This is a genomic window from Variovorax sp. LjRoot175 (genome assembly GCF_964253805.1).
Taxonomy (GTDB): domain Bacteria; phylum Pseudomonadota; class Gammaproteobacteria; order Burkholderiales; family Burkholderiaceae_C; genus Variovorax.
Genome location: NZ_CAXURY020000002.1, coordinates 1041793 through 1062077, shown reverse-complemented (window position 1 = coordinate 1062077; position 20285 = coordinate 1041793). Strand labels below are relative to the sequence as shown.

20 protein-coding genes are annotated in these 20285 nt (G+C 64.2%); 4 read left to right on the top strand and 16 right to left on the bottom strand.

Features of this window, described 5'->3' with window-relative positions; all coding sequences use genetic code 11:
- Nucleotides 1–131: 131 nt before the first annotated feature.
- The gene (locus ACSQ89_RS35385) at nucleotides 132–488 is read right to left on the bottom strand and encodes a Bug family tripartite tricarboxylate transporter substrate binding protein (protein ID WP_436295562.1); all 357 of its coding nucleotides are present in this window, start codon (nucleotides 486–488) and stop codon (nucleotides 132–134) included.
- Between ACSQ89_RS35385 and ACSQ89_RS35380 the strand changes: the two genes are divergently transcribed.
- The gene (locus ACSQ89_RS35380; RefSeq protein WP_436295561.1) at nucleotides 468–1016 is read left to right on the top strand and encodes a MarR family winged helix-turn-helix transcriptional regulator; all 549 of its coding nucleotides are present in this window, start codon (nucleotides 468–470) and stop codon (nucleotides 1014–1016) included. The two genes, ACSQ89_RS35385 and ACSQ89_RS35380, sit on opposite strands and share 21 nt — an antisense overlap.
- Nucleotides 1017–1019: 3 nt before the next feature.
- Here ACSQ89_RS35380 and ACSQ89_RS35375 read toward each other — a convergent pair whose 3' ends face one another.
- Together ACSQ89_RS35375 and ACSQ89_RS35370 are read right to left on the bottom strand one after the other, a co-directional pair.
- A complete protein-coding gene (locus tag ACSQ89_RS35375) occupies nucleotides 1020–1163 on the bottom strand; it encodes a hypothetical protein (RefSeq protein WP_436295560.1) in 144 nt (47 codons plus the stop codon).
- A gap of 315 nt (nucleotides 1164–1478) precedes the next feature.
- Nucleotides 1479–1682, bottom strand: a complete 204-nt coding sequence (locus ACSQ89_RS35370) for a DUF2905 domain-containing protein (RefSeq protein ID WP_093111088.1) — start codon at nucleotides 1680–1682, stop codon at nucleotides 1479–1481.
- A gap of 110 nt (nucleotides 1683–1792) precedes the next feature.
- Between ACSQ89_RS35370 and ACSQ89_RS35365 the strand changes: the two genes are divergently transcribed.
- The 3 genes from ACSQ89_RS35365 (at nucleotide 1793) to ACSQ89_RS35355 (ending at nucleotide 7476) form a co-directional block, all read left to right on the top strand.
- The gene (locus ACSQ89_RS35365) at nucleotides 1793–2212 is read left to right on the top strand and encodes a TerC family protein (protein WP_436295559.1); all 420 of its coding nucleotides are present in this window, start codon (nucleotides 1793–1795) and stop codon (nucleotides 2210–2212) included.
- 176 nt (nucleotides 2213–2388) lie between these two features.
- On the top strand, nucleotides 2389–3969 hold the full coding sequence (locus tag ACSQ89_RS35360) for a flavin monoamine oxidase family protein (protein WP_436295558.1): 1581 nt from the start codon (nucleotides 2389–2391) through the stop codon (nucleotides 3967–3969).
- A 57-nt stretch (nucleotides 3970–4026) separates the two neighbouring features.
- The gene (locus ACSQ89_RS35355) at nucleotides 4027–7476 is read left to right on the top strand and encodes an AAA family ATPase (RefSeq protein ID WP_436295557.1); all 3450 of its coding nucleotides are present in this window, start codon (nucleotides 4027–4029) and stop codon (nucleotides 7474–7476) included.
- A 4-nt stretch (nucleotides 7477–7480) separates the two neighbouring features.
- Here ACSQ89_RS35355 and ACSQ89_RS35350 read toward each other — a convergent pair whose 3' ends face one another.
- The 13 genes from ACSQ89_RS35350 to ACSQ89_RS35290 all read right to left on the bottom strand — a co-directional run bounded on the left by ACSQ89_RS35350 (nucleotide 7481) and on the right by ACSQ89_RS35290 (nucleotide 20217).
- Complete coding sequence (locus ACSQ89_RS35350; protein ID WP_436295556.1) at nucleotides 7481–7981, bottom strand: hypothetical protein; 501 nt, start codon at nucleotides 7979–7981, stop codon at nucleotides 7481–7483.
- A 504-nt stretch (nucleotides 7982–8485) separates the two neighbouring features.
- Entirely contained in the window at nucleotides 8486–9559 is a 1074-nt protein-coding gene (locus tag ACSQ89_RS35345) for a DnaJ C-terminal domain-containing protein (RefSeq protein ID WP_436295555.1), read from the bottom strand.
- Between the two features lie 710 nt (nucleotides 9560–10269).
- Nucleotides 10270–11796, bottom strand: a complete 1527-nt coding sequence (locus ACSQ89_RS35340; RefSeq protein ID WP_436296933.1) for a cytochrome P450 — start codon at nucleotides 11794–11796, stop codon at nucleotides 10270–10272.
- Nucleotides 11780–12184, bottom strand: a complete 405-nt coding sequence (locus ACSQ89_RS35335; RefSeq protein WP_436295553.1) for a hypothetical protein — start codon at nucleotides 12182–12184, stop codon at nucleotides 11780–11782. The genes ACSQ89_RS35340 and ACSQ89_RS35335 overlap by 17 nt, the downstream gene beginning before the upstream one ends.
- A 124-nt stretch (nucleotides 12185–12308) precedes the next feature.
- Nucleotides 12309–13304: a Bug family tripartite tricarboxylate transporter substrate binding protein gene (locus ACSQ89_RS35330; RefSeq protein ID WP_436296932.1), complete on the bottom strand. Its 996-nt coding sequence runs from the start codon at nucleotides 13302–13304 to the stop codon at nucleotides 12309–12311.
- Between the two features lie 67 nt (nucleotides 13305–13371).
- A complete protein-coding gene (dmpG, locus tag ACSQ89_RS35325) occupies nucleotides 13372–14439 on the bottom strand; it encodes a 4-hydroxy-2-oxovalerate aldolase (RefSeq protein WP_436295551.1) in 1068 nt (355 codons plus the stop codon).
- Between the two features lie 11 nt (nucleotides 14440–14450).
- Complete coding sequence (locus tag ACSQ89_RS35320; RefSeq protein ID WP_436295550.1) at nucleotides 14451–15404, bottom strand: acetaldehyde dehydrogenase (acetylating); 954 nt, start codon at nucleotides 15402–15404, stop codon at nucleotides 14451–14453.
- On the bottom strand, nucleotides 15397–15603 hold the full coding sequence (locus ACSQ89_RS35315; RefSeq protein ID WP_436295549.1) for a 2-hydroxymuconate tautomerase: 207 nt from the start codon (nucleotides 15601–15603) through the stop codon (nucleotides 15397–15399). The genes ACSQ89_RS35320 and ACSQ89_RS35315 overlap by 8 nt, the downstream gene beginning before the upstream one ends.
- 7 nt (nucleotides 15604–15610) lie before the next feature.
- Complete coding sequence (locus ACSQ89_RS35310; RefSeq protein WP_436295548.1) at nucleotides 15611–16384, bottom strand: 2-keto-4-pentenoate hydratase; 774 nt, start codon at nucleotides 16382–16384, stop codon at nucleotides 15611–15613.
- Entirely contained in the window at nucleotides 16381–17175 is a 795-nt protein-coding gene (locus tag ACSQ89_RS35305) for a 2-keto-4-pentenoate hydratase (RefSeq protein WP_436295546.1), read from the bottom strand. The genes ACSQ89_RS35310 and ACSQ89_RS35305 overlap by 4 nt, the downstream gene beginning before the upstream one ends.
- Nucleotides 17172–18641, bottom strand: coding sequence for a 2-hydroxymuconic semialdehyde dehydrogenase (locus ACSQ89_RS35300; protein ID WP_436295545.1), 1470 nt, complete (start codon nucleotides 18639–18641; stop codon nucleotides 17172–17174). Before ACSQ89_RS35300 ends, ACSQ89_RS35305 begins: the two co-directional genes overlap by 4 nt.
- Nucleotides 18638–19336, bottom strand: a complete 699-nt coding sequence (locus ACSQ89_RS35295; RefSeq protein ID WP_436295544.1) for a class II aldolase/adducin family protein — start codon at nucleotides 19334–19336, stop codon at nucleotides 18638–18640. Before ACSQ89_RS35295 ends, ACSQ89_RS35300 begins: the two co-directional genes overlap by 4 nt.
- Nucleotides 19337–19347: 11 nt before the next feature.
- Nucleotides 19348–20217, bottom strand: coding sequence for a VOC family protein (locus ACSQ89_RS35290; protein WP_436295543.1), 870 nt, complete (start codon nucleotides 20215–20217; stop codon nucleotides 19348–19350).
- Nucleotides 20218–20285 lie beyond the last annotated feature (68 nt).

Sequence of the window (20285 nt, the reverse complement as noted above, 5' to 3'; positions counted from 1 at the left end):
AGTTTCAGCATTCTGGGGGCGAGGACGGCTTTCGCACTGCGTTCCCGATGTTCGTCGGAGTAGGGCGACGGGCAAGTTTGGGCCCGGCCGTTCGCCACACTCGAGTAGTCTGCGCCAACGCGGGCGGTCAACTACCGATCCAGAGTCACTTTCGCTGTACGAATATAGGCCCCCCAACGGTCGAACTCGCTGTTGTAGAAGTGCTGGTATGCGCCCGGGGTCATTTGTTCAATGACTATCGCCATCTTGCTCATGAATTCAGCGACCTGAGGTTCCGCCATCGTTGCGGAAATTGCTGCATTGAGCTTGTTGACGATGTCAGCAGGAGTACCAGCCGGAGCGAGGAACCCCAACCACGGGCCCATGTCGATCTCCACCCCGAACTCCTTGAGTACTGGAATGTCGGCGAAGCCATGTAGGCGCTCGCGTGCCGTAATTGCCAGGCTGCGAACACGCCCAGCACGAAGATGCTGTTCGGCGACGAGCACTGGAACGATCGTGCAGTTCACCTGATCCGCGAGCTGTGCTTGCATCAGCGGACGACCTCTCGACCCCTGAGCGACATCCTGGAAGGCGTTGCGATTCCGTACGCCTACAAGCTCGGGTACATGATCAATTCGTATCGCGAACCGTCGTTCCGGTCCATCGAAGCAAAGTACGGGTTGACGAGGCCGGAGATTCTTTCCTTGATCTTCCTGTACTTCAGAGACGGCATTTCCGCTTCAGACATCTGCGACTTTTCCGGACACCTGAAGAACAACATCAGCCGCGCCGTGACCGCGCTGGAGAAGAAGGGGTTGATCCGACGGGAGCTTGACGAGATCGATCAGCGCAGGCAGGTCATATTCATCACGGCGTCCGGCCGCAAGATGCACAACCGATTCATGCCTGGGCTGGTTGAACGCGAGAAGGCAATGATGGAATGCCTGACGACCGAAGAGCGTCAGCAGTTGCAGCAGTTGCTGCGCAAGCTCTGCGCCAACGCACCGGCGTGGAGCGGCATAGACCATGTTTGATGGCTAGCCTACGGCATGCACTCGAGGCATCTCACCAACGCCTGACTTGACGAAGTTCTGCTCGCAGTTTTCGACTGTCTTCTTCAGGTTGGAGCGGTGCATCGCTTCTGCTAGCCGCGCATCCCGGTCGAGCCAGGCCTTGGCCATTCGTAGGTGGTCCAGCGTCAGCAATCGTCAATTGTTCGCGACTCATGGCGCCCACTCGCATGCGCGCGGAGCTGAAAAGCGCTGCCGCGTGGCGCTGGCGCTAGTGCGCGATGAGCAGGATGTCAGAGGCAGCAACTCGACTTCTCGGGAACGGTCACCCGCGAAGGTCGTTGATGGCCATGGTCCAGGCCGATCTGGCCACCTCGGGAATACAGCAGTGATTTGCCAACCGCGCCGCGAGGCGCTGGCCGGCGTGGAGAGCACGCGCAGCCAGGTGATCTTCAGGGAGGAGAACCCGCCTTGAGGGATCGAAGCCTACTTGCGCCACCACCACCAGACGACGAGGCTCAGGACGATCGACACGATCAGCGAGGTCATCAGCGGAAAATGGAAGCTGAAGCTTTCACGCTCGATCGAGAAATCCCCCGGCAGGCGCCCCCACGGCAGCCGCGACAGCCAGGGCCAGGCAAGGCCCGCGACGACGAGGAGCACGCCCAGCGCAATGAGCAAGCGTTGCATGCGGCAATACTAGCGCCGGGCGGTGCCGAGCGGTAGCGGCCCGGCCGGGCCGCGGGCATGGTCAGCCCGCGGTGTCTTTCATCGGATTCAGGCTCCTCGAGGAGTGCGACATGACTCACGGCCCGCTGGTCTGGGAAGTGACGATCGCCCTGATCGTCGCCCTGCTGCTGTTCGACTACTTCTTCCACATCCGCACGGCGCACGTGCCCATGCTCGCCGAAGCCGCCCGCCGATCGGCCGCCCACATCGGCGTGGCCGTCCTGTTCGCTGTCATGGTGTGGGTGCTCGGCGGCACCGAGTCCGGCACCCAGTATTTCGCCGGCTACCTGACGGAGAAGGCGCTGTCGGTCGACAACGTGTTCGTCTTCCTGGTGATCATGTCCAGCTTCAAGGTGCCGCGCGAGGCGCAACAGAAGGCGCTGCTGATCGGCATCGTGATCGCGCTGGTGGCGCGCACCGGCTTCATCCTGCTGGGCGCGGCGCTGATCGAGCGCTCATCGAAACCTAGCTCCTGCGGCCGGCGTCGCTGACGGTACTTGCTGCCGGAGCCATTGCCATCGCTGAACAATCGCGTAGCGGCCGAATGTAAGTACGATTTCGTAACATCTGGTTCCACAAGAGTGCGAAAGTCCGCGTTTTAGTCGCCCTGGCCGTACGATCTGCGTCACGCATACCTCACTACGGCAAACCGGTCCGGGAGGCACAGATGACGGAATCGAATACGGCAGAGGCAATTCAGCCAGACATCGTCGTCGTTGGCGCCGGCATGGCCGGTCTGTACTTCGCTTGGCGGATGCTCAGGCACAAGCCTACGACGAAGATCGTCATCCTGGAAATGCTCGATCGCCCCGGCGGACGGTTGGATACCGATCTCGTCGTCATCGACGGCACCTTGGTCAAGAACGAAGAAGGCGGCATGCGCTTTGTCGATAGCATGAAGAACTTGATGTGGCTGCTCAAGACGCTGTCGCTCGACAAGGACATCATGCCGTTCAACATGGGGGACGACAACAACATCTACTACCTGCGTGGCCGCCGCTTCACCTTTGGCGACATGGCGGGCAATCCCGACCTCTGGAGCAGCCGCTACTTCCTGCGTGACCAGGAGAAACAGCGCCAGCCGAACAAGATTCTTCAAGAGGTTTTCGACACGGTGCTGACAGAGAATGGTGTCGATCCGAAGCAGTGGTATCCGCAAACCCCCGAGGACTGGCAGAAGATTCGCCTCGAATTCCGCTATCGCGGCGTGCCCTTGTATGAATGGGGCTTTTGGGCATTGCTCGTCGACTTCGGTCTTTCTCAGGAATGCTTGCAGATGATCGAGGACTCGATGGGGTTCCTCGCGTTCTATGACCAAAAGGTCAACGCCGGCGTCGGCTTCCAGACCATGGGTGACTTCGACAAGTTGCCCAACTATCTAACGCTACGGCCCGGCTACGAAACGCTGTCGGACACGCTTGCGCAGCAGATCAAGGAAATGGGAGGAAGGATTCTCCTGGGACATCACGTCGATGCCTTCGACTTCGACGTCACTGACAAGAACCTGCTCAACGTGAGAGCCCATACTGACAACGGCTGGACGACGCACTTTCTTTGTCCGCAACTCGTCCTCGGGCTGCCCAGTCGTCCGCTCGAGCTCCTTTGCTCGCAATGTCCGGCGCTGCGCGACAACGGTCAGCTCATGGCTGACATCCGCAGCGTCACCACCATGCCGCTCACGAAGATCAACCTGTACTTCAAGGAGCGGTGGTGGTTCGACCGCTACAAGATTGCCGCAGGCGGTTCTTTCACCGACCTGCCGATGGCCCAGTTTTACTGCTATTGGCCCATTGCGGCCAATGACGACAAAGGGCCGGCGTCGATGACGATCTACTGCGATTTCGATCGCACCACATATTGGGAGGAGTTGCAGAAGACGGGCAAGCCCTTCACGCCTACCGATGGATTGACGCAACCCAAGCACACGACGCCGGCCGGTACGTTCGTGGTCGAGCAGGCGATGCGGCAGCTTGCCGAGTTCTTCGGCGACAACGCCTTGCCGGATCCGCTGTTGTCGACCTATGTGCGTTGGGGCTCGCCGGAGTTCGGGGACGGCGATCACTCGTGGGTGATCGGCGCGGACGATAAGGCCATCGCAGCGCGGCTGCAGAACCCGATCAAGGGCAAGGTCTACATTTGCGGTGAAGCGTATTCGGATGAACAAGCTTGGGTGGACGGTGCATTGCGTTCCACGGAAACCGTCCTGCAAGAGTGCTTTGGCCTGCCCGCTTACGATCGTCCTGTGTGACAGTACTGCATTGTCGTTTCTCGGCTTCTTGCGCCACCAGATCACTGGGAGCCGCGAATGCAGTGTCGCCTCTGCCAATGTGAAAATCTGGCCGATGCCAACTTTTGTCAGGATTGCGGTGCCAAGCTCGAGCTGATTTGCAGCGGCTGTCATGCCGCGAATGCGGCAGTCAGCAAGTTCTGTCGTAAGTGCGGAACGCAGCTGACTCCGCAACCGGCGGTCGTTGCGGCAACGACGTTTGAACCTTCGCCGTCTGCGCGTCCTGGCGTGTCGGCCGAGGCTGTCGCGGCGGATCCGTACGTTCCCGCGTATCTGGCCGAGCGGTTCCGGCTGGGCCACGCAGTACATCTCACGCAGCACGTCGGCGAGCGCAAGATCATCACCGCGCTGTTCGCGGACATCAAGGGCTCGATGGCGCTGCTCGACGGCATGGACCCGGAACTCGCGCGGCAGGTGATCGATCCGGCACTGCGCTTGATGATGACTGCCGTGTACCGCTACGAAGGCTATGTTGCCCAGTCGCTTGGTGACGGCATCTTCGCCTTCTTCGGCGCTCCGATCGCGCGCGAGGATCACGCCCGCCGGGCTCTCTATGCGGCGCTCAGCATGCAGGAGCAGATGAAAGGGTACGGCGCCCGGCTGCTGCGGGAATACGGGCTGCCCGCCATGCAGATCAGGGTGGGGATCCATACCGGTGAAGTGGTCGTGCGTTCGATCCCGACCGACGACCAGCGTGCGGACTATGTTCCGATCGGGCACTCGACGGGACTGGCGGCTCGCATTGAGCACGTCGCGGCACCCGGCGCAGTGGTCGTCAGCGAATCCACCCATCGCCTGACGGAGGGCTACTTCGAGTTTCGCAGCCTGGGCAGCGTCCCGTTGAAAGGCGTCAGTGCGAACGTCAACCTCTTCGAAGTCACCGGCATCGGCCCATTGCGTACCCGCCTCGAAGTGTCCGCCAGCCACGGTTTGGCACGGTTCGTCGGTCGCCAGCACGAGCTCGAACGGATGCAGGCGATGCTGCAGTTGGCCAAGGCGGGCGAAGGACAAATCATCGCGGTCATCGGCGAGGCGGGCGTGGGCAAGTCGCGCCTGTGTCACGAGTTCAAGCTGCTGGCGAGAGAGGGCTGCCTGATCTTGGAATGCAGTTCGGACTCCTACGGCAAGGCGTTTCCCTACCTGCCGTTGATCGACATGCTGAAGAGCTATCTGCAGATTGCGCCGGGCGACGACGACCGCCGTAAGCTGGAGAAGGTGACGGGCCGCGTGCTGGGGCTCGATCGCAGCCTCGATGACACGATCCCCTTCTTGTTGACCCTGTTGGGCGTCAGGGATCCTGCCGCGCCGATCGACAAGATGGATCCGCAGATTCGGCGCCGCCGGACGTTCGACGCAATTCAGCGACTGGTGCTGCGCGAAGCCGTCAACCAGCCGGTCTTGATGGTGATGGAGGACTTGCACTGGCTGGACGCCGAGAGTCAGAGCTTCCTGACGATGTTCGGCCGCGCCGTGGAAGGTGCGCGCATCCTGCTGCTCGTCAACTATCGTCCCGAGTACCAACCCAGCTGGGACGCTGCCACGTCGCACAGCCAATTGCGCTTGAAAGCGTTCGGGCGTGAGGATGCCGAAGCGTTGCTGATCGCCTTGCTCGGAATAGCTCCCGCGCTCGCCGAGCTGAAATCGCTCATTGTCGAGAAGACGCAGGGAAATCCATTCTTCATGGAGGAGTACGTTCAGACCCTGTTCGATCATGGTGTTCTGATGCGACGCGGTGAAGAGATCGTGCTCACCCGCGCATTGGCGACGATCGAGATGCCCGCAACGGTGCAGGGCGTGTTGGTGGCCCGCATCGACCGCTTGGAGCCCGAGCACAAGGCGTTTCTACAGATGCTTGCGGTGCTCGGCAATGCGTCCCCGCTGCGTCTCATCGAGCGTGTGGCGCAGAGTTCCGAAATGCAGCTCCAGGAGATGCTCGACCGCCTGCAGAGTGCCGAATTCATCTTCGAGCGAACGGTGTTCCCCGATGTGGAATACGTGTTCAAGCACGCACTCACCCGGGAGGCGGCCTACGGCGAGCTGCTGGCTGACACCAGGCGCATCTTGCATTCGCGTGTGGCGCAAGCGATGGAAGCGCATTTCAGCGATCACCTGGACGATCACTGCAGCGAGCTTGCCCATCACTATGCTTGCAGCGACAACGTGCCGAAGGCGGTCGATTTCCTGATGCGCGCCGGATCGCAAGCGATGCAACGCTCCGCCTACGCCACGGCAATCGATCATCTCAGCTCGTCGCTGACCATGCTGCCGGGACTTTCCGATCCGGCGGGGCGCGGCTCGCGCGAGTTGCAGATTCAATCGATGCTCGGGTCCGCATGGATGGCGACGCGCGGCTTTGCGGTGCCGGAGGTCGCCCAAGCCTACGAGCGGGCCCGCGAACTATGCCAGGACACCACCGATAGCGCCGACCTCGTTCGGGTGCTTTCAGGATTGGGATTGCTGTACATCAATCGGGGTGAACTGCGGTTGGCGCGCGATATCGGCGAGCAACTTCTGGGCTTGGCCGAGCGCAGGCTGGAAACCGAGCTGTTTGTGGGCGGCCACGAATTGCTCGGACTCACGTTGCTTCGGGTCGGCGACCTGCTCGATTGCAGGTCGCATATGGAGCTGGCGGTTCAGCGCTACGAGGACGTGCACGATCACGCACTGCGCGACAGCCTGGGCCGGGATCCGAGGGTCTCCTGTCTTGCCTTCGGGGCGCTGGCGCTGTGGCTGTTGGGATACCCGGATCAGGCGGTTGCGGGCGTTGCGCAAGCGCAGCGGGCGGCGCATGCGGCAACGCCTCGGCACCCGTTCAGCCTCGCGTACGCGATGGCTTCATTGGCATGGGTCCATCAATTCCGCGGCGAAGCGTCGCTGGCTCTGCAAGCGGCCGAAGCGACGACCGATTTCGCCACCGAGCAGGGTTTCCCGAGCTGGCTCGTCCACGGCCTGATCGTCCAAGGATGGGCCGAGGCCGAGCTAGGCAATACCGAAAGCGGATTCACCCACATCGAGCAGGCGCTGTTAGCGTACAAGGCTACCGGTGCCAAGGTCTGGCAGCCGCTATTCCTGCTGTTGCAGGTTCAGGCGCTCTCGCGTGCCGGACAAATCGCCGAGGGACTGGAATCGGTCACCAAGGCGCTGGGCCTCGCCAGCGAGATGGGTACGTATTGGTGGGAGGCTGAGCTCTTTCGCGTCAGGGGAGAATTGCTTCTTGCCCTCTCCACGGAAAATGCCGCCGAGGCGCAGACCTGCTTCGAGCGCGCTCTTTCCATCGCCAGGAAGCAAAGCGCCAAGTCTCTTGAATTGCGCACATGCGTCAGCATGGTCCGGTTGGCGCGTCTCCATGGCGGGCACGCGCAGGCCTTGCTCGAGCTTGCCTCCGTGTATGAATGGTTTACCGAAGGCTTCGATGCGGCTGACTTGATCGAGGCGCGCGAGTTGCTTGGGAGGGCGGGGCAAGGCTGAGCCTTCACTGATACTCGTCGCTCACGTTGCGTGCGGAATGGAAAGCCACGACACCCCAGTTCCGCGCTCCGGGGGCGGTGGATTTGTGCCAAACCCCGGGCGGAACGACGTGCCATCGATTTTCCAGTACGGCTGGGTTGCCTTGCCCATAACGATCCACGCGCCAGCCGTCCGTTGTCTGGACGTGCGTTTCCATGGCGCCATCCAGGGCAAACAGAAACTGCGTGCTATTCACATGCCGCTCGATGCTTGCGCCGCCGGCGCCGCGATTCACCACGACTCTGACGCTACCAATCGCCGCGGGCACTGGGCACCCAAGACACGAGAGATCCAATGCTGCAAAGGCTTCGGCAATGTTCGGGTTCTGCCGCAATTTCTCGCGTGCATCGGCGGCCGCCTGCCGCAGGACGCACAACACGTCGGGACGGCTCGCGAAGCGGTCCAGTTCTTCGGTGACCGGTCGTACCTCCGGGGTGATGCTCTGGTTGTTGGTCGGCCGCGCCATGGGGATCTGTTTCTGACTTCGATGATATGCCCAAGTTCTTGAAGGACAGCAGGTGCGAAGCCCATATTGAGCAGATGCCTCGCACGTGCAGTCCGCCATATTCGGCAAGCTCCGTCGGTAGGCGCTCGAGCGCCGGCGACTGAGTATCAAGGTTGGGGCCGGTGAAGGAGACCTGCGTCAAATCCATTTCTACACTCATTGTTGCGCGCGGCGACGCGGATTCAGGTGGCGGCGGCGACCGTCCGCATCTGGCTGCGAGTCCGGCCCTACCGGTGGGGAAGACTGTGCCGCGGCACCAGACCCGTTGCTGCCTTTCGAGCTGTCAGTCTGAAGGTCCGCAATGTCGACGAGAGAGGTCTGCGGTTCAAGATCTTCAATGGACGATGAGGCGCCTGGGTTGTTGCGAGTGTCTTGAGAAAACGGTGCAATGTCATTTCGTTCCCCTACTAGCCCGCGCGCCCGGGGGCACGGTCCGCGGTCCATCGCCGGCTCAGCTACCGCCGTCTACAGGCCTCGTTCCCAGGCGCGTAGCCCCCGATTCCATGCGCGAAGGCGGTCGTCCGATGCTTCTCCGCCAGCGCCCGAGCTGGTGGCCGAGAGCTGGTCGAGCAGGATCTGCTGATCGGTGCTGAGCTGTTGCGGAAATATCGGCGCCAGCGTGACCAGATGGTCGCCACGCGTGCCGCGGCACTGCACCGGGAAGCCCTGGCCCTTCAAGCGGTAAGACAGCCGGTCGCGGCTCAGCTGCAGCGCTTGGAAGCCGGTGACGGTCGGCACCTTGACCTGCCGATTGGCGATCCACGCGAATCCATCGACCGGCATCTCGCATCGAATGGTGCCGTCGTCGTCGAGCTTGAAGAACGCGTGCTCCGACACCTCGACGCGAATCTCGACGTCGGCGGGAGGGCCTTCGGCTCGCACGCGCCGTCCGTCGACATGGAGCAGATCGCCATCGCGCACGCCGTGCGGAATGCGCACGTTCATCTTGTAGCCGCGCGGCTCCTTCTTGCCGACCCCGCCGCACGCCGCGCACGGCTGCCTCGCGATGCCGCCGCCCAAGCAAGCCTCGCACTCGGTCACACCGGCGGGCCAACCGAAAAAGGAGCGCTTCGGGATCGCGCCCGACCCCCCGCACCGAGCGCAATTCCCGCCCATCACCTGGTGCCCGGCGCCCGCGCAGGTGGCGCAGATGTCGGTGACCTTGCCCCGCAGCACCTTGATGCAACCGACGGCCGCTTCCTCCAGAGTCATCCTGACCTTGCGGTGCAGGGGGCGGCGCTGCCGTTCCGTGCCGGCCGCGCGGGATGCCGTCGTAGCTTGGTCGGCGTCGAATCCGTCGGGGGTGTTGTTGTCCGGCGCGCCGGGCGTGTCGACGTCGGCGTTCGCCCGGGCACCGAATCCGGCGCGGCGGATCTCTTCGAATGCCTGGTTGATGCGCTGCATCTTGGCAACAGCACCGGCGCTGTCATTGCGGTCCGGATGCCATTGCGAGGCGAGCCGGCGCCATGCCGCCTTCACCTCGCGCTCGGTCGCGTCAGGTGCCAATCCCAGTTCGGCGAAAGCGTTCTCGGTGCCCAAATCCAAAGACCTTGTTCAGGGAAGCCGTCCAAGATGGAAGCCCATGGAGGCGGCGGCCTGTTAGCGTGAATGTTATCCGAGGGAGCGGCACGCAAGCCGTGTGCCACGCGCGGCGAGGCCACGCTGCGCTGAACAGTCGCGGTTCAAAATACGTGCGGCGCGCCACGTTGGTTTGTGCAACGTGCGAACGCCGCCCCGGGAGGTCCGAGCGGGCCGCGGCCCGTTGGTCCCGCGCATCGACGACACCGACTTGCGTCTCCATGGGGCGGCCGACAAAGGGCCGCATAAAGCTCGGAAGCACCCTCTCGTGCCGTGCCCTTGCGGTCGAACCCGGAGCATTGGAGGCGAGGGCGCTCACACGCCCGCACCTTGGATGGTTTCCTGTGCATCCGACGGACAGGGTTTCGGATTCGATGCGTTTGCGCGGATGACGGTTGGCCTTTAAGCCGGAGTCTGAACTGAAGCTGGAACTATCGAATGACCGCCTGCATCGCAAGGGGACATTCGAGTCAGCGGGATGAAGGTCCGCAAGTGGGCCGACGTTCCAGTTCGCGGTCCAGGCTCGAAGGTCAGCTTCCGCTTGCACATCAGACTTGCAGCGACTACCGCCGAGACTGCGCGGGGCCGACGCACACGATGCCTACGCATCGCCAAGGTAACGCCGCGCTGCCGACTGGCCAACGCCCTGACGAGGAGGCGAGCGCGATTTTTCAGGCCTCAGCGTTAATGCCGTGCTCGCGCACATTCATCCTCAATCCCACCGGCGCCATGGCCAGCTGCAGCCGTTCGCGCGGCTCCTTGCCGTCGGCTGTGCTTACGTTTTGGATGTCGAAGCGACTCAACAGAACCGCCATCGCCATCTTCATTTCAACCAAGGCCAGGTAGCGCCCGGGGCAGATGCGCGGGCCAGCACCGAAGGGCATGGAGATACGCTTGGCGGCGCTGGCGTTCTGCCCGGGGTGGCCGTCGGCCAACCAGCGTTCGGGGTTGAAGCGGCCGGCATCGCGAATGTGGAATTCACTCACCGCGTCGCGCCGCATGACCGCGATCACCACCATGCCAGCCGGGATGTGCACGTCACCCAGCGTGGTGTCGCGCAGGGCTTGCATGGCGTTCTGCGGAGCCACGGGCTTCAGGCGCATGGTTTCGTGGGCGCAGGCTTCCACATAGTCCAGTTGACCAATCTGGTCGACGGTGGGCGGCTCGCCATCGGCGCACACGCGGCGCACCTCCGCGGTGGCCTCGGCCAGAGCCTGCGGGTTTTGCCATAGCAAGTGGATCATCCAAGCCAGCGTGTTTGCGGTGGTGTCTTCTCCGGCCAGTAGCATGGTGAGCACGTTGCCTGCCACTTGCTTGTCGTCCATCCCACTGTCGGGTTCGTCAGCGGCAACCAGCATGGCCTCCAGCAGGTTGGATGGGTGCTCGCGCAGGGCCGGGTTCGCCTGTAGTCGCCTGCGCCCTTGCGCAATGAAGCCGTCGACCGCCGCATTCACCTCGGCCACGCTGCGCACCAGAGCGCGATCTTCGAACGACGGGAACCAGCGCCACAGCGGAAGTGGCGCGAAGATGCGCTTGAACACGGCCGGAAAGATGCGGTTCAGGTGTTTCTGAATCACATCTTCGTCGCTTTGCAGCGTGTTGACCTCGGCGCCGAACGCCAAACCGGCAATCGCGTCCACTGTGAAGCGCATCAGATCGGCCTGCAGATCAATGGTGGTGCCATGACGCGCGGCCTGCTGCCAGCGTTGGGCCAGGCGCAGTCCAACGCGCTGCAGGGCGGGGTGATAGCGCTTCACGTGACCGGGATCGAAGGCGGCCATCACCATGCGTCGCTGGCGCCGCCAAGTGTCGCCGTTGGCACCAAACACACCACCCATAAGACCGAGTTCCGTCCAAACCTGTTCGAGCTTGGTGGTACGGCGAAAGCCGTCGGGGCGGTCACGCAGGGCTGTGGCGATCAGTTCATGGTCTCCCACCACCACCGCGCGGCGAGGGCCCAGGCGCAGTTTGAAGATCGGCCCGTGCTCCTCGCACCACTGCTCAAGTTGCAGGTGCAGCCGAGTGGAGTCGATCTGAAGCAGGTTGCCGAACACCGGCACACCGTGTGGGCCGGGCAGGTCGTCGAACTGGCGCAGCCGGCTCGCCGCGGTGGGCGTATTCATAGCGTTGCTGGCCGCCACGAGCGGCGCAAAGAGCGAAGGTCGTGCAAGATGGCCATCCTTAATCGGATTGATCAAGTATTGGGCAGTTTTGAGGTTGATGTGGATGTTGTCTCGTGTCGCCGGGCTGCGCCAGAAGCTGGGCCGTCCGGCCGGCACCAGCAGCGCGTCGCCAGGCCGCCACGGGCCGGTACCCGACTTGCGACCCGTGTCGCTGCAGCAGCGCTGTCGAGGTCGAGCGCCGCAGCAGGATGCTGTGACTGCTGAGCGGCGGGACGTACAGGTCTCCCGCGGGTCCGATCTGGTGCCAAACGAAGAGGCCGCGCCACGTGCGGCCGTCGCTCGAGCGGTGAACCTGGTGAGGAGCCGCCTGCCACGGCTCATCCACCAGCGAAGATTCGACCGCGGACCAACGCGCAGCATCGAAGCCGGGCAGATGGCGCGAACCGGCGGCAATCTCGTTCATCGACGTGTCTCCAGGTTTCGGGCAGCGCGCGTAGACCCGATTCTGGCGGATTGCGATTCGAAGCCTCGCGCTTGGCGAGTCTCACTGAAACAAGGCAGCTTGCAGCCAAGCCGGCGCGACGCTGCTATTCCGGCTTGATGTTGAGTTTGTCGAGCACGCCTTGCCAGGTCCTGCGATCGTCTTCGATGTACTTGGCAAGCTGGTCGGGCGTGCCGGGCCGCGGATAGGTCCCCAGCTCGCGCGACTTGGCGACCACATCGGGCAGCAGCAGCGCTTCGCCCATGCCCTTGTTGAGCTTGGCGAGGATGGCGGGATCCACGCCCTTCTTCGCGATCACCGCGAACCAGCCGAACGCCACGGCGCCCGGCACCGTCGAAGTGGCCAAGGGCAGCTGCTCGAGGCCGGGTTCGACGCGGTCGCTCAGCGACGCCAGAATCCGCAACTTGCCGGCCTGAACGTTGCCTGCGACAACGTTGTAGGTCTCGACCATCATCTTGGTCTGGCCACCGAGCGTGGCCTGCATGGCCTGGGCGCCGCCCGGGTAGTGCACTTCAAGGAACTGCGCGCCCGACTGCAGGCCCAGCAGCGCCGAAGCAAGGTGCGGCGCGGTGCCGCGGCCGTTGTCGGCCACCTCGATGCCCTGTGGCTTGGCCTTTGCGGCAGCAATGAACTCGCCGAGCGTCTTGTAGGGCGAGTCGCCCGGAACGGCGAGCACGAAGGGCGCCACGGCCGCCAGGGTGACCGGCACGAAGTCGCGGTTGAAGTCGTAGCTCACGCCCTTGATGGTGCTGGGCGCGACAGAGATGGCCGAGCCCTGGACGAAGCCGAAGGTGGTGCCATCGGTCGGCCCGGTCAGGAGTGTGTTCATGCCGATCACCCCGCTGCCGCCCGGCTTGTTGTCGACCACCACCGATTGGCCCCACTTCTGGGTGAGCTTGGCGCCGACGAAGCGGATCAGCACGTCGGGCGCAGAACCGGCGGGGAATGGGACCACGAAGCGCACCGGCTGACTCGGCCACTTCGCGGCAGCGGACTGCGCCTGCGCCTCGGGTATCACTGCGACCATCGACACTGCGAGTGCGAGTGCGAGAAGCGATCGGCGAAGGTTCATTCGATCCATGGAAGTCTCCTTGTTATTTCTTTGAAAAATTGCCAGCAGCTGCGGCAATGCGCGAACGGTCGAAGCCTCAACCAGCCTCACTCATGCTGGGCTGCTGGTGGATGCGCTCGTGCTCCATACCCTTCAGCAGGTCGAGCGCCACGTCGACGATCATGTCTTCCTGACCGCCCACCATGCGACGCCGTCCCAGTTCGACCAGGATGTCGACGGTCTTCAGGCCGTACTTCTTGGCGGCAACTTCCGAATGCCGCAGGAAGCTCGAGTACACGCCGGCATAGCCCAGCGCCAGGGTCTCGCGGTCCACACGCACCGGTCGGTCCTGCAGCGGGCGCACGATGTCGTCGGCCGCGTCCATCAGCTTGTACAGGTCCGTGCCGTGGTTCCACCCCAGGCGCGCGGCTGCGGCAATGAACACCTCCAGGGGCGCATTGCCCGCGCCGGCGCCCATGCCCGCCAGGCTGGCATCCACGCGGTCGCAGCCCTCTTCCACCGCGACGATGCTGTTGGCCACGCCCAGGCTCAGGTTGTGGTGCGCGTGCATGCCCGTCTGTGTCTCGGGTTTCAGCACATCCTTGAACGCGCGGAACCGGTCGCGCACATCGTTCATGTTCAGCGCGCCGCCAGAGTCCACCACGTAGCAGCAGGTCGCCCCGTAGCTCTCCATCATCTTGGCCTGCTGCGCCAGCGCCTGCGGCGTGGTCATGTGGCTCATCATCAGGAAACCCACGGCCTCCATGCCGAGGTGGCGCGCGTACTCGATGTGCTGCTTCGAGATGTCGGCCTCGGTGCAATGCGTGGCCACGCGAACGATGCGCGCGCCCGCGTCATAGGCCGCCTTGAGATCGTGCACGGTGCCGATGCCTGGCAGCAGCAGCGTTGCGATCTTGGCGTGCTTGGTCACGCTGGCCACCGCTTCGATCCACTCGAGGTCGGTGTAAGCGCCGAAGCCGTAGTTGAAACTGCCGCCTTGCAGGCCGTCGCCATGGGCAACCTCGATGGAGTCGACCTTGGCCTCGTCGAGCGCCTTGGCGATCTGCCTGGCTTGCTCCACGCTGTACTGGTGGCGAATGGCATGGCTGCCGTCGCGCAGCGTCACGTCGGAGATGTAGATCTTCTTGCTAACGTCGTGGCTCATTGCGGTCTCCTTCAGGCGACCACCGCGGCGAGCATCCGCTCCGCCATCGATTCGGCGGTGCGCAGGGCCGCGCTGGTCATGATGTCGAGGTTGCCCGCGTAGGCCGGCAGGTAGTGCGCAGCGCCTTCCACCTCCAGGAAGATGGAGGTCTTCAGGCCGTGCATGCGCACGCCAACGCCGGGGATGCGGATCGGGTGGTCGGCCTCGATGCGGTCGAACTGCACTTTCTGCTTGAGGCGGTACCCCGGCACGTAAGCCTGCACGTCGGCGGCCATGCGCTCGACCGACTCGGCGATCAGGTCCTCGTCGGCGAACTCGCTGAGCGTGTAGACCGTGTCGCGCATCATCAGCGGCGGCTCGGCCGGGTTCATCACGATGATGGCCTTGCCCCTGGCCGCGCCGCCTACCACCTCGATGGCCTTCGACGTGGTCTCGGTGAACTCGTCGATGTTGGCTCGTGTGCCGGGGCCGGCGCTCTTGCTGGAAATGCTGGCGACGATCTCGCCGTAGTGAACCTTGGCCACGCGCGAGACGGCCGCCACCATCGGAATGGTGGCCTGGCCGCCGCAGGTGACCATGTTGACGTTTGGCGCGTCCAGGTGCGCTTGGCCGTTCACCACAGGAACGCAGTACGGGCCGATCGCCGCGGGCGTGAGGTCCACCAGGCGAATCTCCGACTTGAGTTCACGCAGGAAGGCATCGTTCCTGACGTGCGCACCGGCCGAGGTCGCGTCGAAGACGATGTCGATGTCCGCGAACACCGGCAGGCGCGAGAGGCCTTCCACGCCCTCGTGGGTGGTGGCCACGCCCAGGCGCGCGGCACGCGCCAGGCCATCGGAGGCGGTGTCGATGCCGACCATGGCACCCATTTCGATGTGGCGGCCGTGGCGCAGGATCTTGATCATCAGATCCGTGCCGATGTTGCCGCTGCCGATGATGGCAGCCTTCAGCTTGCGATCAGCCACGGTGTGCCTCCTTGGCGGCAACGCCCTTGGGAACGCCGCCGACGCCCCAATGCGCGGCCGGCACTTCCTGCAGGATCACGCGAATGGATTCGCGCGGGGCTGCGGTGGCTTCGACAGCAGCATCGGTGAGCCCGCGGATGAGGGCGGTCTTCGCCTCTACACTGCGGCCCTCTATCAGGGTGACCTGGATCAATGGCATGTTCGCCTCATTCGGTGGTGTTGAATTCGACGCGGCCGAGACCTTGCATCTCGAGCGCAATATGCTGGCCGGGCTTGAGGGCTTCGGCAGCGGTGGCGCCGCCGGCCATCACCAGCCACCCCGGCTCCAGCGGCTCGTCCGCTCCTGCGCTCAGACGCGCGGCGGCAACGAGGGAGCGCAGTGGATTGCCAAGAATCCCCGCGGTGCTCCCGACCTGGCGCGGCGCACCGTCGATCGACAGGATGAGGCCCAGGTTGCTGAAGTCCTGTCGCGGGTCGCACCAGGGACCGATCACGTATCCCGACGACGACGCGTTGTCGGCAATGACGTCCTCCAGCGAGAAGCGGAAGTTCTCGAAGCGGGAGTCGATGATCTCGAGCGCCGGTGCAATCGCGACCACGGCATCAAGCGCCTGCGCGAGGCTGGCGCCCGCAGGCAGCGGCTTGCCGAGCAGGAAGGCCAATTCGGGCTCGACGCGTGGATGGACGAACCGGCTCAGTGCCACCTGGCCACCATCCTCTTCAGCCATTGCATCGGTCAGGCGTCCCCAGATCATGTCGTGCACGCCCATCTGGACCATCTTCGCGCGGCTGGTGAAGCCCATCTTCATGCCGGTGCGCCGCTCGCCGCGTGCGAGCCGCTGTGCAATTGAAGCGCGCTGAATCTCATAGGCGTCCTCGACGCTGAGCTCTTCCTCCTGCCCGAACTGCGAGATGGGTTTTGCATGGCGTGCGGCATCGTCTACCCGCTGCGCCAAAGCTGCGATTCGTTGCTGGCTCATTGCTGTTGCTCCTCGAACACTGCGCGCACCGACCCGAGGCCCTGGATGCGGGCTTCGAACACATCCCCGGGGTTGACGGGAACCATCGGCCCCAGTGCGCCGGTGAGCACCACGTCGCCGGCCTTCAGGCCGCGGCCCAGTTCGGCCATCTTGTTGGCCAGCCACAGGGCCGCATTGAGCGGATGCCCAAGGCACGCAGCGCCCGCGCCCAGGCTGACCTGCTCGCCTTTGCGCTCCATGACCATGCCAGCCAGGCGCAGGTCCAGGTCGTCCAGAGGAACCGGGGTATTGCCGAGCACGAACAAACCACTGGAGGCGTTGTCTGCCACCGTGTCGACGAACCGGATGTTCCATTCGGCAATGCGGCTCCCCACGATCTCTATCGCGGGCAGCGCGAACGCAACGCCGCGCAGCATCTGCGCCATCGAGATACCGGGTTCGAGCAAGTCGTGCTCCATGACCAGCGCAACTTCTGCCTCGACCTTGGGCTGCATCAACCTGGACCAGCGCACCGGCTCGCCATCCGCGATCGCCATGTCGGCGAACAGCATGCCGTAGTCGGGCTGGTCCACGCCGAGCTGCTTCTGCACCGCCTTCGCCGTGAGGCCGATCTTCCGGCCGACGAGCCGTCCGCCACCTTGCAGCTTGCGCTGCGTGTTGATCTCCTGGACGGCGTAGGCCTCTTGCGGGCCGAACCCGGGGAAGGTCTCCCGCAAAGGCGCGATCGCCTTGCCGCCGGAGGCGGCGCTCCACAGCGAATCTGCTGCCACTTCGATGTCATGCGTTGTCATTGCGGCGCTCCGTTGAACTTGATGCAAACATTGCTCAGCTCGGTATAGAACTCGAGCGAGTGAACGCCTCCCTCGCGGCCGATGCCGGAAGCACCGGAGCCACCGAAGGCCGTGCGCAGGTCGCGCAGGAACCATGTGTTGACCCACACGACGCCCACCTTCAAGGCGTTGGCGAAGCGATGTGCCCGGTCGACGTCCTGCGTGTAGACCGAAGCGGCCAGGCCGTACCGCGTGTCGTTCGCCATCTGAAGTGCCTCGGATTCACGATCGAACGGGATGACGCAGCAGCACGGGCCGAAGATCTCTTCGCTGGCCACACGCGAGCCGTGCGGCAAGCCCGTCCACACCGTCGGCTCGATCCAGGCGCCACCCTTGAACGCAGGCGGCACCTTCGGCACCCCGCCGCCATGGACGACCGAAGCGCCCTCATCCCTCGCCAAGGCGTAGTAGCCGAGGACCTTGGCCTGGTGCTCGGCCGAGACAAGGGGCCCGAAATTGGCTTCGGGATCGTCGGGCCGGCCCGGCTTCAGGCGCGCCGCCGCGGCAGCCAGCCGCTGCACGACGGCGTCGAAAACCGGGCGCTGCACGTACACCCGCTCGGTGCCGAGGCAGACCTGGCCCGAGTTCTCGAAGACCGAGCGGGTCAGCCCGGCGATGGTCACGTCCAGGTCCGCATCCTCGAACACCACCGCGGCGTTCTTGCCACCGAGTTCCATCGACACGGGCTTGATGCCTTCTGCAGCCGCCCGCATGATGGCGGCACCCGTGCGCGTCTCGCCCGTGAACGTGACCGCATCGATGTCCGGATGCGTGGTGAGATATTCGCCGGCAGAGTCCGGGCCGAACCCATGCACCACGTTGTAGACCCCCCTGGGGATGCCCACGGCGTTCATGACTTCACCCAACAGCGCCGCCGTGGCCGGCGTTTCCTCCGAGGGCTTGACGACGACGGTGTTGCCACACGCCAGCGCGGGCCCGACCTTCCACGTCATCAGCAGCAGCGGCAGGTTCCACGGGCACACCACGGCCACGACGCCCTTTGGCCGCCTCGATGCATAGTTCAACGCGGGCTTGCCATCCGGCGCATGGCTGGCAAAGCTCTCCGTCGGCACATTGCGCACCACATCCGCAAACACGCGGAAGTTCGCCGCGCCGCGCGGGATGTCGAGATGCGATGCCAGCGAGCGCGGCTTGCCGGTGTCTGCCACTTCAGCGGCAAGGAAGTCCTCCGCACGGCGATCGATCTCTGCGGCAAGCGCATACAGCAGGTCGCAGCGTTGTGCGAGCTTGAGGGAGCCCCAAGGGCCATGGAGCGCCTCGCGCGCTGCGCGCACCGCGTCGTCCACGTCCTCGCGCCCGGCCTCGCTGACCTTGTCGATGAGCGAGCCGTCGACGGGGTTGATGTCGTCGAAGGTCCGGCCGCCGCGCCCCTCGCGGTATTCGCCGTTGATGAAATTGAGAATCACGGTTGTGCCTCCTGGAAGTTGATCTCTGGGTCTCCTGCGCTCAGGTACTCCCACATTCGTTCGAAAATGCCGCCGGCATCGGTGGCCCGCCGTTCACGCTCTGGCGCATCGAGCACGACCGATTCGTCCTGCAAGCCGGCCGCCAACACGGCAAGCTCGATCCGCGCTGCATCCTCGAGATACCAGGTCAGCACCACCGCCTTGGCGAGCGAGTCGCTCGCGACCAGCACGCCATTGCCGCGCATCACGATCGCGTTGGCGCTTCCCATCGCGTCGATCACCGCTGCGGCCCGTTCGTCGTCCCGCACGAGTTGCGGGTCGTCCCACAAGGCCGCACCGGCACCAAAGTAGGCGCCCATCCCATGGCGAGTCCGGGGCGTGCGCCGCGCGGTGCCAAGCGCCATGAGCAAGGGCGGCATCGTGCGGGTCACGGCGTGAACGTGGGCGTGGCGTTGATAGATCTGCTGGTGCAAACGAACCTCGCCCAGCACGCCTGCCGGCAACGCCCCGGTCACAGGCACGACGGTGCCCGGCTCGCCAGGGCCAATCAGGCCCATCGGCCGCGAGGCACAGACCAGGAAGTTGCCCTCGTCGAGGCGGACGCTGCAGTGGCCATAGGCGTGTGCCAGGCCATGACGCGCCAACGCGCGGGCAGCAATGCGCAGTTCGCGCTGAACGGCTGGAGCGGCGTTCAAGGTGGTGCCCCTCAGGCGGGCTCGCGAAACTCGGGGATGTCGGGCACGGCCCCCCACATGCAGAACGATTCGTTTCCGCGAGGAAACTGCCGCGGCTGGTAGGTCAGCTCCTCTTCCGCGGTGATCAAGCGCACGCCGGTGGAGTACTCGAAGATCATTCCGTCCGGCCCGAAGAAGTAGAGGAAGCGCGCGCCGGAGGTCGGGTGGCGACCCGGTCCGAAGGCGATCTTGACCCCCTTCTTCTGGAGCATGTACCAGGCGCGCATGATGTCGTCCACGCTTTCGACCTGGTGGTTGACGTGCTGCACGCCCGAACGGGTCGTCGGGAACATGGCCACCTTGTGATGCACCTCGTCGATCCGCAGCAGTGGCGCATCGCCGATGCGGTCGCTCACGCGCGCGCCGAGCACCTGGGTCCAGAAGCGCTCGTCTCGCTGGGCGTCGGTCGTGCACAGCCCGACATGGCTGAAGCCCGTGATGCCGGCATCACGCGACGGAAAGTATCGGCGCCCGCTATGGTGGGGGCCGAGCACGAGATCGATCTTGTTGCCGGTGGGATCTTTGAAGTGGATGAAGCTGCGCACGTGGCGTTGTTCGCATTCGTCCGCGCAACCGCGGCGAACCTCGACGCCGGCGTTGCTGAGTTCCGCAGCGGCCGCGTCCAGTTCATCGGCAGTGCGCAGCTCGAAGCCCACCGTGTGGTCCGCCGGGTCGCCGTCGAAGTACACCAGCGTGTGGTCGCGACTGTCGCTGCGGAAGTACGAGGCGCCCGCCTCCTGCCTTGCGCGCTCCAAGCCGAGCATCTCGCGCGCAAAGAGGTCCGCCTGGTCACGCTGCCGGGTTCCGAGGCGCACGTAACGAATATCGAGCAGGTTGATCACGGCATGTTTCCTTTTTCTGGGGCTGCCGGCACTTTAGAAAAATCGATGACATTCCGGAAATGAAAAAA

Excerpts from the sequence above, each read along its gene's own strand:
- ACSQ89_RS35360 (WP_436295558.1), top strand. The coding sequence starts at position 2,389 with ATGACGGAATCGAATACGGCAGAGGCAATTCAGCCAGACATCGTCGTC.
- dmpG (WP_436295551.1), bottom strand. The coding sequence starts at position 14,439 with ATGAGCCACGACGTTAGCAAGAAGATCTACATCTCCGACGTGACGCTG.
- ACSQ89_RS35370 (WP_093111088.1), bottom strand. The coding sequence starts at position 1,682 with ATGCAACGCTTGCTCATTGCGCTGGGCGTGCTCCTCGTCGTCGCGGGC.
- ACSQ89_RS35375 (WP_436295560.1), bottom strand. The coding sequence starts at position 1,163 with ATGGCCAAGGCCTGGCTCGACCGGGATGCGCGGCTAGCAGAAGCGATG.
- ACSQ89_RS35365 (WP_436295559.1), top strand. The coding sequence starts at position 1,793 with ATGACTCACGGCCCGCTGGTCTGGGAAGTGACGATCGCCCTGATCGTC.
- ACSQ89_RS35355 (WP_436295557.1), top strand. The coding sequence starts at position 4,027 with ATGCAGTGTCGCCTCTGCCAATGTGAAAATCTGGCCGATGCCAACTTT.
- ACSQ89_RS35330 (WP_436296932.1), bottom strand. The coding sequence starts at position 13,304 with ATGGATCGAATGAACCTTCGCCGATCGCTTCTCGCACTCGCACTCGCA.
- ACSQ89_RS35380 (WP_436295561.1), top strand. The coding sequence starts at position 468 with ATGCTGTTCGGCGACGAGCACTGGAACGATCGTGCAGTTCACCTGATC.
- ACSQ89_RS35335 (WP_436295553.1), bottom strand. The coding sequence starts at position 12,184 with ATGAACGAGATTGCCGCCGGTTCGCGCCATCTGCCCGGCTTCGATGCT.
- ACSQ89_RS35305 (WP_436295546.1), bottom strand. The coding sequence starts at position 17,175 with ATGACAACGCATGACATCGAAGTGGCAGCAGATTCGCTGTGGAGCGCC.
- ACSQ89_RS35350 (WP_436295556.1), bottom strand. The coding sequence starts at position 7,981 with ATGGCGCGGCCGACCAACAACCAGAGCATCACCCCGGAGGTACGACCG.
- ACSQ89_RS35310 (WP_436295548.1), bottom strand. The coding sequence starts at position 16,384 with ATGAGCCAGCAACGAATCGCAGCTTTGGCGCAGCGGGTAGACGATGCC.
- ACSQ89_RS35315 (WP_436295549.1), bottom strand. The coding sequence starts at position 15,603 with ATGCCATTGATCCAGGTCACCCTGATAGAGGGCCGCAGTGTAGAGGCG.